This is a genomic window from Streptomyces sp. ML-6, from assembly GCF_030116705.1.
Classification (GTDB): domain Bacteria; phylum Actinomycetota; class Actinomycetes; order Streptomycetales; family Streptomycetaceae; genus Streptomyces.
Genome location: NZ_JAOTIK010000001.1, coordinates 6,815,065 through 6,829,128 on the forward strand (window position 1 = coordinate 6,815,065; position 14,064 = coordinate 6,829,128).

At 73.6% G+C, this 14,064-nt stretch carries 14 protein-coding genes; 5 read left to right on the plus strand and 9 right to left on the minus strand.

Annotated features, from left to right (window positions below):
- The first annotated feature begins 9 nt into the window (after positions 1–9).
- A complete protein-coding gene (secD, locus tag OCT49_RS30005; RefSeq protein WP_283854933.1) occupies positions 10–2,412 on the plus strand; it encodes a protein translocase subunit SecD in 2,403 nt (800 codons plus the stop codon).
- 58 nt (positions 2,413–2,470) lie between these two features.
- Here secD and OCT49_RS30010 read toward each other — a convergent pair whose 3' ends face one another.
- The 6 genes from OCT49_RS30010 to OCT49_RS30035 form a co-directional block, all read right to left on the minus strand.
- Entirely contained in the window at positions 2,471–3,277 is an 807-nt protein-coding gene (locus OCT49_RS30010) for a class I SAM-dependent methyltransferase (protein WP_283854934.1), read from the minus strand.
- A gap of 13 nt (positions 3,278–3,290) precedes the next feature.
- Positions 3,291–3,416 carry a hypothetical protein gene (locus OCT49_RS30015; protein ID WP_283854935.1) on the minus strand — a complete coding sequence of 42 codons (126 nt, stop codon included), beginning with the start codon at positions 3,414–3,416 and terminating at the stop codon, positions 3,291–3,293.
- Positions 3,417–3,479: 63 nt separating this feature from the next.
- Complete coding sequence (locus tag OCT49_RS30020; protein ID WP_283854936.1) at positions 3,480–4,583, minus strand: dipeptide epimerase; 1,104 nt, start codon at positions 4,581–4,583, stop codon at positions 3,480–3,482.
- Positions 4,580–5,671, minus strand: a complete 1,092-nt coding sequence (locus OCT49_RS30025) for a PLP-dependent cysteine synthase family protein (RefSeq protein ID WP_283854937.1) — start codon at positions 5,669–5,671, stop codon at positions 4,580–4,582. Before OCT49_RS30025 ends, OCT49_RS30020 begins: the two co-directional genes overlap by 4 nt.
- Positions 5,668–6,501, minus strand: coding sequence for a Rossmann-like domain-containing protein (locus OCT49_RS30030; protein ID WP_283854938.1), 834 nt, complete (start codon positions 6,499–6,501; stop codon positions 5,668–5,670). Before OCT49_RS30030 ends, OCT49_RS30025 begins: the two co-directional genes overlap by 4 nt.
- Complete coding sequence (locus OCT49_RS30035; protein WP_283854939.1) at positions 6,498–7,754, minus strand: ATP-grasp domain-containing protein; 1,257 nt, start codon at positions 7,752–7,754, stop codon at positions 6,498–6,500. The genes OCT49_RS30030 and OCT49_RS30035 overlap by 4 nt, the downstream gene beginning before the upstream one ends.
- 279 nt (positions 7,755–8,033) lie before the next feature.
- Here OCT49_RS30035 and OCT49_RS30040 point away from each other — a divergent pair, with 279 nt between their 5' ends.
- A complete protein-coding gene (locus OCT49_RS30040) occupies positions 8,034–8,582 on the plus strand; it encodes a GNAT family N-acetyltransferase (protein WP_283854940.1) in 549 nt (182 codons plus the stop codon).
- Positions 8,583–8,731: 149 nt separating this feature from the next.
- On the opposite strand, the gene OCT49_RS30045 is transcribed toward OCT49_RS30040, so the two are convergent.
- The gene (locus OCT49_RS30045; RefSeq protein ID WP_283854941.1) at positions 8,732–9,556 is read right to left on the minus strand and encodes a helix-turn-helix domain-containing protein; all 825 of its coding nucleotides are present in this window, start codon (positions 9,554–9,556) and stop codon (positions 8,732–8,734) included.
- Between the two features lie 63 nt (positions 9,557–9,619).
- Here OCT49_RS30045 and OCT49_RS30050 point away from each other — a divergent pair, with 63 nt between their 5' ends.
- Positions 9,620–9,925, plus strand: coding sequence for a 4a-hydroxytetrahydrobiopterin dehydratase (locus OCT49_RS30050; protein WP_283854942.1), 306 nt, complete (start codon positions 9,620–9,622; stop codon positions 9,923–9,925).
- A gap of 25 nt (positions 9,926–9,950) precedes the next feature.
- Here OCT49_RS30050 and OCT49_RS30055 read toward each other — a convergent pair whose 3' ends face one another.
- Complete coding sequence (locus tag OCT49_RS30055) at positions 9,951–10,913, minus strand: LysR family transcriptional regulator (protein ID WP_283854943.1); 963 nt, start codon at positions 10,911–10,913, stop codon at positions 9,951–9,953.
- 209 nt (positions 10,914–11,122) lie between these two features.
- Between OCT49_RS30055 and OCT49_RS30060 the strand changes: the two genes are divergently transcribed.
- Both OCT49_RS30060 and OCT49_RS30065 read left to right on the plus strand, forming a co-directional pair.
- Positions 11,123–12,088 (plus strand): class I SAM-dependent methyltransferase, encoded by a 966-nt coding sequence (locus OCT49_RS30060; RefSeq protein WP_283854944.1) that lies wholly within the window; start codon positions 11,123–11,125, stop codon positions 12,086–12,088.
- Between the two features lie 358 nt (positions 12,089–12,446).
- Positions 12,447–12,995 carry a hypothetical protein gene (locus tag OCT49_RS30065; protein WP_283854945.1) on the plus strand — a complete coding sequence of 183 codons (549 nt, stop codon included), beginning with the start codon at positions 12,447–12,449 and terminating at the stop codon, positions 12,993–12,995.
- Positions 12,996–13,471: 476 nt separating this feature from the next.
- Here OCT49_RS30065 and OCT49_RS30070 read toward each other — a convergent pair whose 3' ends face one another.
- Positions 13,472–13,954: an RICIN domain-containing protein gene (locus tag OCT49_RS30070; RefSeq protein WP_283854946.1), complete on the minus strand. Its 483-nt coding sequence runs from the start codon at positions 13,952–13,954 to the stop codon at positions 13,472–13,474.
- Positions 13,955–14,064 lie beyond the last annotated feature (110 nt).

Consider the following 14,064-nt stretch of genomic DNA (forward strand, 5'->3'; position numbering starts at 1 on the left):
AGGAAACCCATGACTCGCGCCACCACGGTGCGAGCGGTTCTGGCTGCGGCCGTCCTGCTCGTCTCCGTGTTCATCACGCTGACCATGTCACCCAGACTCGGCCTCGACCTTCAGGGCGGCACCAGAATGGTGCTCCAGGCCAAGGACTCGGACACCGCGAAGGCGGACCGGGAGAGCACTGAACACACCCTCGAAGTACTGCGTCGGCGCATCGACTCGCTCGGCGTCACCGAACCCACCCTGACCCGCTCCGGCGAGGACCGGATCATCGTCGAACTCCCCGACGTCCAGGACCCGCGCAAGGCCGCCGAGGTCATCGGGAAAACCGCGCAGCTCAGCTTCCACGCCATCCAGGGACCGGGTACCCCGGACGAACCGAAGCCCGGTGAGAAGGACGCGCAGGGCGAGAAGAAGCCCGGTGAGAAGGACGCGCAGGACGGAAAGAAGCCCGGCGAGAAGAGCACGCAGGAGGGGAAGAAGTCCGACGGAGGGCTGACGCTTCCCGACGAGCAGGGCCGCCCCCTCGCCCTCGGCCCGTCCAGGCTCTCCGGCGCGGGCGTCAAGGACGCCACCGCCGCGTTCGACGGCCAGCAGGGCGCCGGGTGGACCGTGTCCCTCGACTTCCACAAGAAGGCGGGCCGGGACTGGACCAAGCTGACGGGCGAAGCCGCCTGCCACCCGGCCCAGGACGACCGCCGCCGGGTCGCCATCGTCCTCGACGACCGGATCATCTCCTCCCCGCAGGTCTCGCCGTCGGTCGGCTGCGGGGTCGGCCTGCCGTCCGGATCCACCCAGATCACCGGTTCCTTCAGCGCGGACGAGGCCAGGGAACTGGCCCTGCTCATCAAGGGCGGCGCCCTGCCGCTGCCCGTCGAGATCGTCGAGCAGCGGACCGTGGGACCGACGCTCGGCGCCGCCGCCATCGACGCCAGTGCCCGCGCCGCCCTCATCGGAGCGGCGGCCACCGCGCTCTTCATCACCATCGTCTACCGGCTCTTCGGCGCGCTCGCGGCCGTCGCGCTCGCCGCCTACGGGCTGATCTCCTACGCGACCCTGGTCGGCCTCGGGGTCACCCTCACCCTGCCCGGCCTCGCCGGATTCGTCCTGGCCATCGGGATGGCCGTCGACGCCAACGTGCTGGTCTTCGAACGGGCCAGGGAGGAACACGCGCAACATCCCGGCCGGACCCTGCGCTCCTCGCTGACCGCCGGGTTCCGCAACGCCTGGAGCGCCGTCGCGGACTCCAACGTGACGACACTGATCGCGGCCGGGCTGCTGTTCTTCCTCGGCTCGGGACCGGTGAAGGGCTTCGGGGTCACGCTCGCCATCGGGGTGCTCGCCTCGATGTTCTCCGCGCTCGTCATCGCCCGCGCGCTCACCGAGATCGCCGCGCGGTCCCGCTTCGTCAGCAACTACCGGGGCGTCAACGGCATCGCCACCCCCGGCCGGGTGCGCACCTGGCTGAGCCGCCGCGACCCCCGGCCGATGCGGTACCCGCGCCGCTGGCTGCTGATCTCCACCGCACTGGTCGTCGTCGCCGTCCTCGGCATCGTCGTGCGCGGCGTCAACCTGGGCGTCGAATTCACCGGTGGCCGACTCGTCGAGTACTCGACCAGCAAACCCGTCGACGTGGAGCGGGCCCGCACCGTACTGGCCGACGCGGGCTTCGGCGACGCCGAGGTCACCACGGCGGGCGCGGGCGACCTCTCCGTACGGACCGGGAAGATCGACAACGACCAGGAACACGCCCTGCGGTCCGCACTCGCGGCGGAGGGCGGCGAGACCACCAAGGTCCGCGACGAACTCATCGGACCCAGCCTCGGCGACGAACTGCGGCGCAACGCCCTGATCGCGCTCGGCATCGCCGTCCTGGTGCAACTGGCGTACCTGGCGGCCCGGTTCCGCTGGACGTTCGCGGTGGGCTCGGTGGTGGCGCTCGTCCACGACGTCATCATCCTGGTCGGCGCCTTCGCCTGGCTCGGCCGCACCGTCGACGGCATCTTCCTGGCCGCGCTCCTCACCGTCATCGGGTACTCCGTCAACGACTCGGTGGTGGTCTTCGACCGGGTCCGGGAACTGTGGGCGAAGGCCCGGCGGGTGCCCGTCGCCACGATCGCCGACCGGGCCGTCCTCCAGACCGTCCCCCGAACGGTCAACACCGGAATGGGCGCGCTCTTCATCCTCACCGCGCTCGCCGTGCTCGGCGGCGACTCCCTCGCGGACTTCGCGCTCGCCCTGCTGATCGGCATCTGCGTCGGCACGTACTCCTCGGTGCTGACCGCCGTACCGGCCGCGCTCGTCCTGGAGCGGAGCAGCAAGGCCCCGCCGCCCGCCCGGAAACGTTCGCCCGGCCGCAAGTCCGGCACGGGCCGGGCCCGCCGGGACCCGCTGGACAACGGAGCACGGGTGTAGGGTCCTCCGCCCGCTCCGGACCAGGTCGGTCCGACCTGGTCCGGAGCGGGCGTGGGGTTCAGGGACGGGGCGGGCCGGCGAGGCGGGCGATCAGGTGCAGCCGGTCGCCGTCGGCGGTCGCGGCGGGCAGGTCGCCCTCCTGCCACGGCGGTTCGGTGCGCGGGCCCGGCCCGTCGTGCAGGGCGAGCACCTCGAAGCCGTGGAACGCGAGCAGGTGGCGCAGTTCCTGGGGGAGGAGCAGGCGCCACGCGGAACGCTGCTCGACCGGCGGGGAACCGTCGTCGGCGGTCCACACCCGGACGCGGCGCAGCAACTGGGCGGTCCGGTCCATGGACAGGGTGGTGGTGGAGCGGTAGCCGGTGCCCTGCCAGGTGAAACCGGTGACGGACGGGGCGTCGAGCAGTTCCGTGCGGCCCAGGAAGAATGCGCCGTTGCGCATCTCCGCGACGAGCAGACCCCCGGGCGCCAGCGCGCGGCGGCAGGACCTCAGGAACCCGTCGAGCTGGTCGTTGGTGTGGCAGTACAACAGGGCGCTGTCCAGGCACACGACGGCGTCGAAGGCCCCCGCCCCGAGATCGAAACCGTGCAGGTCGGCCCGGACGTACACGGGGCCGGGGTGCCGGTCGCCGGCGTACGCCAGCATCGCGGCGGACAGATCGGCGCCGGTGACCGTGCGACCGGCGCGGTGCAGGTGGGCGGCGTCGCGGCCGGTGCCGCAGCCGATGTCCAGGACCCGGGGGCCGGGTGACTCGTACCGGCGCAGGCAGTCCTCGGCCCAGCGGCCGGCGAGCCGTCCGGGGTCGGGGAAGCGCGCCTCGTACAGCGCCGGGTTGTCGGTGAGCAGGTTCGCGGCGGTGGTGGACATGGGGGTGTGCTCCTCACGCTGTCGCGGGGCGGGCGGGCAGGATCCGGTGGCGGTGCAGCAGGGCGACGGCGGTGGAGCCGAGTCCGAGGGCCGGGCGGCACACCCACGGCGGCTGAAGCTGGTTCTTCAGGACGAACATGCCGACCGGAGCCGGAGCCAGGGCGGGGGCGGGGAAGCCGCGTATCCCGTGCCAGGGGGGTCCTCACGCCCGGTTCTCCCCGGTGCCGCGCTCGTGCACGCCCGGGCCCGGGTCCCCGGCCGCCCGGACGGTGCCGCGCTCGCGCACGCCCAGCCCCGGGTCTCCGCCCGCCCGGACGGTGCCGTCGGTGCCGCCGATGCCCGTCCACGGGTCGGCGGCGAGCAGCAGATGGCCGTCGAGGTCGACCCAGCGGGCGCGGTCGGCGAGGTGGACGGCGGGGGCGATGCCGAGGGTGCTGGCGGTCAGGCAGCCGAGCATCAGCCCGGTTCCGCTGCCCGCCACCAGCTCGGCGATGTGGAGCGCGGCGCCGACACCGCCGCACTTGGCCAGCTTGACGTTGACGCCCTGGACCCGTCCGGCGAGCCGGCGGACGTCCTCGATGCCGACCGCGTCCTCGTCGGCGACGACGGGGAGCGGAGAGCGCTCCGCGAGCCTCGCCAGTGCCTCCGGATCGCCGGGGGCCAGGGGCTGTTCGACGGCCTCCACACCCAGCTCCGCGAAGAGCGGCAGCAGCCGCTCGGCCTCCCGGACGGTCCACGCCCCGTTGGGGTCGAGCAGCAGCCGGGTGCCGGGGGCGGCGGCGCGGACGGCCCGGACCCGGGCCAGGTCCTCGCCCGGGTCCGGTGCGCCGGCCTTGAGCTTGAGGACGGAGAACCCGTCCCGCACCAGCCGGGCCGCCTGCGCCCGGGCCCGCTCCGGCGCGACGATGCCGATGGTGCGGGCGGTCGCGGCCCCCGGTGGGGCTCCCCGGGAGCCCAGGAGCCGGTGGACCGGGACGCCCGCGCGCTTGCCGACCAGGTCGAGCAGCGCGGACTCCACGGCCGAGGTCACGGCCGGCGGGGCGGCGGTCCGTTCCCCGGTACGGAGGGCCTCCAGCGCGCTCTCGGGATCGGGGAAGCGGGCCAGCCACCGGGACCGGGCGTGCAGCAGCCGTTCGAGGGCGGCGGCGTCGAGCCCGTAGTACACGCTGGTGACGGCCTCGCCGTGGCCGTGCCGCCCTTCGTGCTCGACGGTCAGCCAGACGGCCTCGCGGGCCGCCATGGTGGAGCGGGAGATGCGCAGCGGTTCGGCGAGGTCGAGGCGCACGGTGCGCAGGCCGGCTCTCACGGCCGCGCCTTCGGGCCAGGGGCGAGTGGATCGGTGACGGTGCGGCAGCGGACCCAGCCGGTGGCCTCCACGGCCCCGGGGTGCGGGATCTCGACGGGGCGGACGGCGGCGGTGGCGGGGTCGATGCCGTGTGCGGCGGTGAAGCCGTCGTCGAAGACGCTGCCGAGGTAGCGGTGCGGGCCGTCGGGGAAGACGGTGGCGACGACCGCGCCGGGGTGGACGCGGGCCGCCCAGGCGGCGACGCGGGCGACGGCGCCGGTGCTCCAGCCGCCGCTGACGAAGGCGCCGCGGGCCAGTCGGCGGCAGGCGTCGACGGCCTCGGCGGGGCCGACCCAGTGGACCTCGTCGAAGGCGTCGTGGGCGACGTTGCGCGGGTGGATGCTGCTGCCGAGGCCGCGCATGAGACGGGGTCTGGCGGGCTGGCCGAAGATGGTGGAGCCGGTGGCGTCCACGCCGATGAGCCGCAGGCCGGGCCAGTGGCGCCGCAGCGGTCCGATGATCCCGGCGCTGTGGCCGCCGGTTCCGACGCTGCACACCAGCACGTCGAGGTGGTCGAGCTGGTTGACCAGTTCGACTGCCAGGGAGGCGTAACCCGCCGTGTTGTCCGGGTTGTTGTACTGGTCGGGCCAGTACGCGTCCGGGAGCAGCCCCAGCAGCTCGCGCAGCCGGGCGAGCCGGGCGGCCTGCCAGCCGCCCTCGGCCGCCGGACGGTCGACGAGTTCCAGCCGGACGCCGTACGCGCCCAGCAGCTGCCGCATCGAGGGCTCCAGCTCGATGTCGCCGACCAGCACGACGGGGTGGCCGAGGGCCTGTCCGGCGAAGGCCAGTCCGATGCCGAGCGTTCCCGAGGTGGACTCCACCACGGGTGCGCCCGGCCGCAGTTCGCCGCGCTCTTGGGCGCCCAGCAGCATGGCGACGGCGGCGCGTGCCTTCATGCCGCCGACGCCGAGCCCTTCGAGTTTGGCCCAGAAGCCCGGCTGGGGGCACGGCAGGTCGACGGTGACGCGGGCGAGCGGGGTGCGGCCGAGCAGCCCGAGGAGTTCCCGGTTGCCCGCGGCGCGCGCGGGGTCGAGGACGGCGGTGGTCACCGGGCGCCTCCGTAGCGGTGGATGGTCCCCGGGCCGCCGTCCAGCCAGAAGAAGGGGTACGGCTCCGCGCACACCGCGGTGACGCCCGAGCCGATCAGGCGGGGCAGGACCGCGCTGCCGGTCTGCGCGAACATCACCAGGGGGATGCCGCTGCGCCGCGCCCCCCGGCGCAGCGGTTCGAAGCTGCCGTTGCCCAGGGTCATGCCGGAGGCGAGGACGGCGTCGCAGCGCTCCAGCTCGGCCAGGGCGTCGGTGTGCACCGGCTCGCCCCATTCGGTCGTGCCGCCCTTGAGGTCGCAGGGGACGTACGCGAGGCCGCGGGCCCGCAGGGCCTCCAGCAGCGAGTTGACCACGCCCACGACGAGCACGGTCGCCCCGGGCGCGACGTCGACCAGCTCCACCACGGACCGGGCCCTGGCCCGGGACTTCTCCAGCGAGGTGCCGGCGGGCAGCGGGCAGGACCGGGCCCCGCTGCCGGGACCGTGCGGCAGTACGTGCATGAGGTACGCGTCGAGGGCGGCGATCCGGACGGGCGGCAGCTCGTGCTCCAGGAGGCGTGCGACGTCGGCCCCGACACACTCCTCGACGGCACCGTCGGGCAGCTTGCCCGGCTCGACCGCGCAGGACCCCACGGCTTCGGCGAGGCGTAGGCTCAGCACTTCGTTCCGGTAGCCGGAGCCGCGTCCTTCGTGGCGCACCGCCTGCCGGGTGGTGAAGGCCACCGCGACCCGCCGGGTGCGCGGGTCGGGGCCGAGACCGCCGGCCAGTACGCGCCCGACGAGGTCCTCGTACGAACGAGCCGTGACGGGCGCGCCGGTGCGGGCGGTCATCCGGCCACCACCCGGGGGCGCAGCTCGGCGAGGAGGGCTTCGACGCGGGCCCGGGCGGCCGGGCCCCGCGCGTCGCCGGCCATGACGTGGCCGAGGTACTCGTTGTTGCTGCCCGCGGCCCGGACGGCCCTGCCGGGGTCGCTGAGCCGCAGTTCCAGCACGTCGTCCGCGACGCGGACGGTGTCGGCGCCGTCGACGGCCTCCAGCACCCCGTCCTCGTCCGGCACCAGGAAACCGATCGCGGCACTGGTCAGCCCGGTGGCGCGGCGGCGCAGGTCCGGCTCGCGGCCGAGGGCGACGTCCACGCAGGCACCGGCGAGGTCGATGCCGGTCACATGACGGACGAGTTCGGTGATGCGGTTGCCAGCGGGCCGGGGGTTGACCTCGATCAGCCGGGGGCCGTCGGCCGTCAGTTTGATCTCGGTGTGGGCGACGACTCCGTCCAGGCCCAGCGCCCGGAGCGCCCGGCGCGCGGTCTCCCCGGCGGCCGCGGCGTCCGCCGGGTCCAGGGCGGCGGGGAACATGTGCCCGGTCTCGATGAAGGCGGGGGCCCCGCCGACGCTCTTGTCCGTGACGCCGACGACCGTCACGGTTCCGTCGTACGACACGGTCTCCACGCTCACCTCCGGCCCTTCGAGGAGCTCTTCGAGCAGCACCACGGGGTCGCGGCGCTGTCCGCGGGCGTTGACGGGGAAGGCGGCGAGCGCGCGGTGGGCACGGGCCAGTTCGGCCTCGTCGTCGGCGCGGCGCACGAACATCCCCGCGCACAGGTCCACCGGCTTGAGCACCAGCGGGTAGCCGATGTCGTGCGCCGCGGCGACGGCCCCGGCCCAGTCCTCGCACACGGCGAACCGCGGCCCCGGGAGGCCCGCCTCGGCCAGGACCCGGCGGGTCGCGTCCTTGCGGCACGCGTTCTCGACCGCCTCGGGCATGGGACCGGGCAGCCCCAGCCGCTCCGCGATCCGCGCGGCCGTCGGGAGGTAGTAGTCGCAGGAGGTGATCACCCCGTCGAAGCGCAGCGCCGCATGGGCCCGCTCGACGAAGGGCAGCAGCGCGTCGGTGTCGTTGGTCTCCGCGGTGAGCACATGGCGGGCCGAGAGGAGGGGGTGCGCGGCGCCCTCCGGGGCGGAACGCAGGTAGTGGTGCAGGTCGCGGGTCAGCAGGGTGAACTCGTCCCCCGCCTCGCGGACGGCTCTCGGCAGCAGTCTGCTCATGGACCCGACCCAGCTCTCGACCATCAGCAGATGAGCCACGAATTCCCCTTCTCACGGCGCGGTTGAGGTGTGATCCGGTCACGGCGGCAGCGCCGGCCAGGGCGTGCTCGCTTGACCGAGAGGGACCTTATCGGCAATCGTTTTCATTGTCATCTGACGGGGGTGCGGCTTCTCCGACCGCGAGACGCGCGCCCGCCGTCGTACGCCCTCGGGCACGCCCGCGTCGTACGCCCTTACGTACTTACGTACGCCCGCTTGTCGTGCGCCCTCGTCGGACGCGAGGGCCCCGCGCCCCTCGCGCATCCTCAGGAGAACGTGATGAATCACCCCCCGAAGCCGCCCTACACCGTGCGTCCCGCCGGCCCGGCCGATGTGGAGGGCGCCCGCCAGGTCATGCTCGACACCTTCTACCGGGACTTCGGCTACGGTTACGTGCCCGCGTGGCACCGCGACGTCGTCGAGATCGAGAGCACCTACCTGGACGACCCGCGCCACCTGCTTCTGGTCGCCGTGCACAGTGACCGGGTGGTGGCCACCACCGGAATCCGCTCGACGGGACCGGCCCATCCGCCGCACCCGCGCCGGCTCGCCGAGCGCTACCCCCCGGGCACCACCGCACAGCTCGTGCGGGTCTACGTGAGCCCGGAGCACCGGCGGCACGGCCTGGCCCGCACCCTCGTGGAGCAGGCGTGCGCCTTCGTCGCCGGGACGCCCGGGTACGACAGCATCTACCTGCACACCAATGTCGACGTCGAGGGCGCCGAGGCGTTCTGGCGCAGCATGGCCAAAGAGATCTTCGACGCCCGTACGACGGGGGAGCACGGGCCCGGCGTCGGCACCGTGCACTTCGAGATCCCGTTGCCGTGACCCGGCCGGCCCGGGCCCGGCGGGCGTCCGGACGGGGCGGCACGGGCGCATGACGCGGCGGAGCGCGGCCGACGGCCGCACCCACCCTTCGCGTCACTCCCGCCTCAGCCCGCCCGCGCCTTCGTCCGTCCGCGCGGCGGGCTTGGCCGTCAGGCGGTGAGCGAGCGCAGCCGGTCGGCGGTCTCCCGGTCGGCGGGGAGGAACGTCTCGATCGCCAGCTCGGCCACCGTCACGTCCATCGGCGTGTTGAACGTCGCGATGGAGGAGACGAACGAGAGCACGTGCCCGTCGTGCTCGATCAGCATGGGCAGCGCGAAGGACAGGGACGCGCCGGTCCCGTCGCCCGGGGCGTCCTCGGGGCCCTCGGGAGTCCCGTCACCCTCCGGTACGGGATAGGCGGCGACCTCCTCGTACAGTTCGCGCAGCTCCACCGACCGGGCCAGGGCGATCTGACGCCTCATCTGCGCCAGCAGATCGGCCCGCCACGCCCGCAGGTTCCGGATGCGCGGGGCCAGGCCCTCCGGGTGCAGGGTGATCCGCATGACGTTCAACGGCGGCACCAGCAGGTGCTCGGCCACGCCGTCCAGCAGCATCGCGACGCCCCGGTTGGCCGCCACCACGTCGTACCTGCCGTCCAGGACGAGCGCCGGATACGGTTCGTAGCCCTCCAGCAGCCGCTCCACCCCCTCGCGCAGCGCGCCCATGGCCGGGTCGTCGAGCGGCGTGTGGGCGTAGCGCGGGGCGTAACCGGCCACCACCAGCAGGGCGTTGCGCTCCCTGACGGGGATCTCCAGATGCTCGGCGAGACGCAGGACCATCTCCTCGCTGGGGCGGGAGCGGCCCGTTTCGATGAAGGAGATGTGCCGGGCGGAGGAGTCCGCGCGCAGCGCCAGTTCCAGCTGGCTGATCCTGCGCTGTTCCCGCCAGCTGCGCAGCAGCGGTCCTACCCCCGTGTCGGGCGCGACAGTAGTCATGCCCAGACCGTAACGTCACCGGCACCGCCGACCGGCACCGACCGTTGACGAGGGAGTCACCGCATGCCCGCCGCACCGCTGTCGCAGGAGGAGATCGAGGACCGTCTGGGCGATCTGCCCGGCTGGTCGCTGGAGGGGGACCGGATCACCCGCACCTACCGGCTGCCCACCCACTTCGCGGCCGCCGGGCTGACCATGCACGTCGCCGCGATCCAGGACGAGCTGAACCACCACTCCGACCTGACCCTCGGATACAACACCGTCACCCTCTCCGTGAACACGCACGACGCGGGCGGCGTGGTCACGGAGAAGGACCTGGGCCTGGCCGCACGGGTGGCGGCGGTGGCCGCCGGGCACGGCGCGCGGTAGCCGCGGGGCGGTTCGGGGCGGCGGGTCACAGCGCCGCCCCGAACCGCGGATGCGCGGTGAGCCAGCGGGTGTAGCTCTCGCTCCGCTCCACCGCCTCCGCGTACGCCGCCCGGGTGTGCCCGCTCACCGCTCCGGCGGCCGTCCCGGCCGCCGCCGACCGGGGGTGCCAGCCCAGCAGGTGGCGCCAGCTCAGCGGGGAACCGGCGATCGGCCTGGTCACCACCCCCGGCGTCGGCGGGAAGGTTGCCCGGCACAGCCCGACCGCCCGGCCCACCTGGACCAGATGGACGACGGACGTCGTGTCCGTCTCGTACACCGAGACCGGACTGAAACCGGCCCGGGCGCAGGCCCCGACGAAGCAGTCGGCGAAGCAGCCGTCGCCCGGCACGTCCGCCCAGCACTCGTCGGCCAGCGCGGAGAGGTCGAGCTCCTGCTCACCGGCGAGCGGATGGGAGTCCGGCAGCATCACGAAGACCGGATCGATGCCGATCACCTGCCACGTCAGCCGGTCGTTCGCCGGCGGCGGGCTCTCCCCGCAGGTGCCGATCAGGGCGAAGTCGAGCCGCCCGTCCACCAGCTGGGAGGCGAGCTCGTCCACCGACCAGGAGGTGTACGTCGAGACCGGTGCGGTCGGGTGCGCCGTGACCAAGCGGTCCACGAGACCGCCCAGCAGCGGCCCGTGCGTACCGCCCAGCCGGAAGCGCTCCATCGTGCCCCAGGCATTGGCGAACCGCACCGCCTCCTGCTGGAGCTCGCTCACCGCGGGCAGCACCACCCGGGCCCGTTCGAGTACCAGCTCGCCCAGGAGCGTGGGCCGGGCGCCGGTGTGGTCCCGGTCGAAGAGCGGGCCGCCGAGCGCTTTCTCGATCCGGCGCAGCTGTGCGCTCAGCGCGGGCTGGGCGAGCCCGAGGGTCGCGGCCGCCTTGGTCAGGCTCCCGGTGTCGGCAATGGCACGTACGGTTCGCAGATGGCGCAACTCCAGCTCCATAAACGCAAGTTATGGGCCCGGGGGCCCACCGGCAATATCCCGGTGACGATTCGGTGGGATGTGTCCCGGAGTCACCGGCCGCGGCGACACGGTGACACGGTGTCCTTCCGTCTCCCGGTGGGCCGGGCGCGGGGGAGCCGGGTGGCAGGCGGCTTGCCGAACCGGCAACAAATCTGGCCAGGGGGCCGGGCGGCGGTGAGGCTGGTGGTATGAGTCAGCACACCGGAAACGGCCACCACGAGAGCGCCGCCCACGACCCCCGCCACGACCAGGACCCCTCCGCCCATGCCGGTCACGCCGGGCACTCCGCCCATGCCGGTCACGGGACTCCCGACGGCATCGACTGGGACGCCATGGGGCCGATGCTGGAGCAGAACGCCGAGATCAGCCGGCCGCAGTACGAGGAGGCGGCCCGCTGGATCGCCGGGCTCCCCACGGCCCCGCAGGTGCGCCGGGTGCTCGACATCGGCAGCGGCCCCGGAGTGGTCACCTGCCTGCTCGCCGAGACGTTCCCCGGGGCGGAGGTCGTCGCCGTCGACGGCACCCCGGCGCTCCTGGAGCGCACCGGGGAGCGGGCCGAACGGCTCGGCCTCGGCGACCGGGTCCGGGTACGGCAGGCCGACCTCCCCGACGACCTCGGCGGACTGGGCGAGGCGGACCTGATCTGGATGGGCAACACCCTGCACCACCTGGGCGACCAGCGTGCCGCGCTCGCCGGGTTCGCCGGACTGCTGCGCCCCGGCGGGACCATCGCCCTGGTCGAGGGCGGGCTGCAGCCCCGCCGGCTCCCGCGCGACATCGGCTTCGGGCGGGCGGGCCTGGAGGCCAGGCTCGAAGCGATCAACACGGACCGGTTCGAGGACATGCGGGCGGCACTGCCCGACGCCAAGCGGGAATCCGAGGACTGGAGCGCCCTGTTCGCCGCGGTGGGACTGGAACCGCAGGGAACCCGCAGTTTCCTGCTGGACATCCCGGCGCCGGTCCCCGAGCCGGTCCGCGAGGACGCCGTCATCGAGTTCGGCCGGTGGCGCGAGGCCTTCGCGGAGTACCTCACGGCCGAGGACGCCGCCGCGCTCGACCGACTGCTCGACCCCGCCGACCCGGCCGGGCTGCGTCGCCGCCCCGACCTCTTCCTGCTCTCGGCGCGCACCGTGCACCTGGGCCGACGGGCCTGACGGGCCGACGGGCCCGGGCCCGACGGGCTGAGGGGCTGGCGGGGCCGAGGGGACCGGCGGGGCCGGAAGGCGGGTTTCCGCAGGTCGGACGGTGTCAAGGGAAGACACGCTTCCGCCGGGGTGAGCGGGCATCAGAAAGTCCCCTGAGCAGACTAATGGCATATCAACTCCCGTCCTTTTTTGGTGAGTTGATATGCCGTCTAATGATATGAAAATAGCATATGGCGTATTTTCGTACCTCGATCAGAGGGTGGGCGTCGATCTCCGCCGTGTCCGATATGACACGTATGAGGATCATTCAGTACGTTCATTCACAGATCGACTGCCCGGTCGATCTCTCTGAGACAGGAGAAGCAAAATGATCACCCGTTCCACCATCGTCACGGCCGCCGTCGCGGCCGCTGCCGCCCTGGCTGCCACCGGCATCACCTACGCCTCGGCTGCCGGCACCGCGCCGGTCGAGGCGGCCCGCCCCGTTCAGCAGGCCGTTCCCAGCTCGGCTCTCGATGGCGGCGACGTCGGCAAGGGCAACGAGGGCAAGGACAACGAGCGGGGTGGCCACGACGAGGGTCGTGACCACCACGAGGGTCGTGACCACCACGAGGGTCGCATTCACATCAACGAGCGGACGTACAGCGACGACCCGGGTGGCTGTGTGACCGTGGTCAGCGGCCTCGGCTCCAAGACCCTCAACATCCGCAACGACAGCCGCCGGACCGTCGAGGTCTTCCGCGGGGCCACCTGCGACAACGGCGCCCCCATCGCCACCGTCGGACCGCACAGCGACAGCAACGGGGTGCACCCGGGCCACGTCAAGGGCGGCGTGTGGGTCAAGAACGGCGTCGTGGGCAGCTTCCGGGTGCTCGAGCGCCACTACGACGACCACGGTGGCGGCAAGAGCTGGTAATCGGGTCGCCCGGATGACGCAGAACCCCGGCCCGCCGGAATCGGGCCGGGGTTCCAGTCAGGGTATCCGGGCGGGGGACCCGGTCGGATACCCGCACCCGAAGGACGACTGACACGTCCGAAAACCTGTCAGGCCATACTAAAACCGGACGGCGGGGTGCTGCCAGCCGACCGGAACGGCCGTGCGGCGCACGGCCGCCGGGCTCCGGTTCCTTCCCGGTTCCGGGGCCCGGACCTCGGACTCGTCCCTGGTCCGCGGCCCTCGGCGGGCCCGGCGCCCGGTCGGCGGAACGTGGTGACGGCGTGGCAGACGCCGCCCATGTCCCGGCCGCCGGGGGGATCGACGGGCCGTCCTGGTCCAGTCGGGTGACGGCCCGGCGGGCACGATCCCGAAGGGCTGCCCGGACTCCGGTCCGCGGCCCCCGGACTCCGGTCCGCGGGCACCCGAGCACCTTCCCGGGCCGGGCCCGTGTCCGGCTATGTCCCGGGGGTGTCCCGCGCTGCCTCCAGCCGCCACCACTGGCCGGGGGAGTCGGTGTCCTCCCACTGCTGGACCCGGGCGCCGTCCGCGGCGCTGCCGTCGGCCACTTCGAGGACGAGTCCGCTGACGAAACTGACCAGCGTCACCACTCCGGGCGTCTCCAGGTGCCGCTCGATCAGCCACTCCTGGGCGCCGTAGTTGTTGGCCCGCCACTGCTGGATCACGGCGCCGTTCTCGGTGGAGGCGTTGGCCACGTCCAGGCGCTTCCCGCTGTGGACGTTGACCAGGTGGTACAGCGCCGCGCCCTCGTGCACCGGCGAGAGCTGCCAGAGCTGGTCCGGCGAGCCGTTCTCCTCGGCCTGCCGGACCGGGGCGCCGCCGCCCTTGGCGGCGCCGTGCACGCCCAGCAGCAGCCCGCTCCCCACGTTGCGCAGCCGGTAGCGGCCCGCTGCCACCACGGGCACGCCGTCCCCGTTCATGCTGTTCCGGTCCTTCCCGCGTGGCGGACCGCCGCCCGGCCCGAAGGCCGGACGGCGGTCCGTTCCGTGTTCCGCCGGGGCGCGCCCGAAAGGGCGTGCCCCGGCGCTGC

Excerpts from the sequence above, each read along its gene's own strand:
- secD (WP_283854933.1), top strand. The coding sequence starts at position 10 with ATGACTCGCGCCACCACGGTGCGAGCGGTTCTGGCTGCGGCCGTCCTG.
- OCT49_RS30070 (WP_283854946.1), bottom strand. The coding sequence starts at position 13,954 with ATGAACGGGGACGGCGTGCCCGTGGTGGCAGCGGGCCGCTACCGGCTG.
- OCT49_RS30040 (WP_283854940.1), top strand. The coding sequence starts at position 8,034 with ATGAATCACCCCCCGAAGCCGCCCTACACCGTGCGTCCCGCCGGCCCG.
- OCT49_RS30055 (WP_283854943.1), bottom strand. The coding sequence starts at position 10,913 with ATGGAGCTGGAGTTGCGCCATCTGCGAACCGTACGTGCCATTGCCGAC.
- OCT49_RS30030 (WP_283854938.1), bottom strand. The coding sequence starts at position 6,501 with ATGACCGCCCGCACCGGCGCGCCCGTCACGGCTCGTTCGTACGAGGAC.
- OCT49_RS30060 (WP_283854944.1), top strand. The coding sequence starts at position 11,123 with ATGAGTCAGCACACCGGAAACGGCCACCACGAGAGCGCCGCCCACGAC.
- OCT49_RS30015 (WP_283854935.1), bottom strand. The coding sequence starts at position 3,416 with ATGTTCGTCCTGAAGAACCAGCTTCAGCCGCCGTGGGTGTGCCGCCCG.
- OCT49_RS30065 (WP_283854945.1), top strand. The coding sequence starts at position 12,447 with ATGATCACCCGTTCCACCATCGTCACGGCCGCCGTCGCGGCCGCTGCC.
- OCT49_RS30050 (WP_283854942.1), top strand. The coding sequence starts at position 9,620 with ATGCCCGCCGCACCGCTGTCGCAGGAGGAGATCGAGGACCGTCTGGGC.
- OCT49_RS30010 (WP_283854934.1), bottom strand. The coding sequence starts at position 3,277 with ATGTCCACCACCGCCGCGAACCTGCTCACCGACAACCCGGCGCTGTAC.
- OCT49_RS30045 (WP_283854941.1), bottom strand. The coding sequence starts at position 9,556 with ATGACTACTGTCGCGCCCGACACGGGGGTAGGACCGCTGCTGCGCAGC.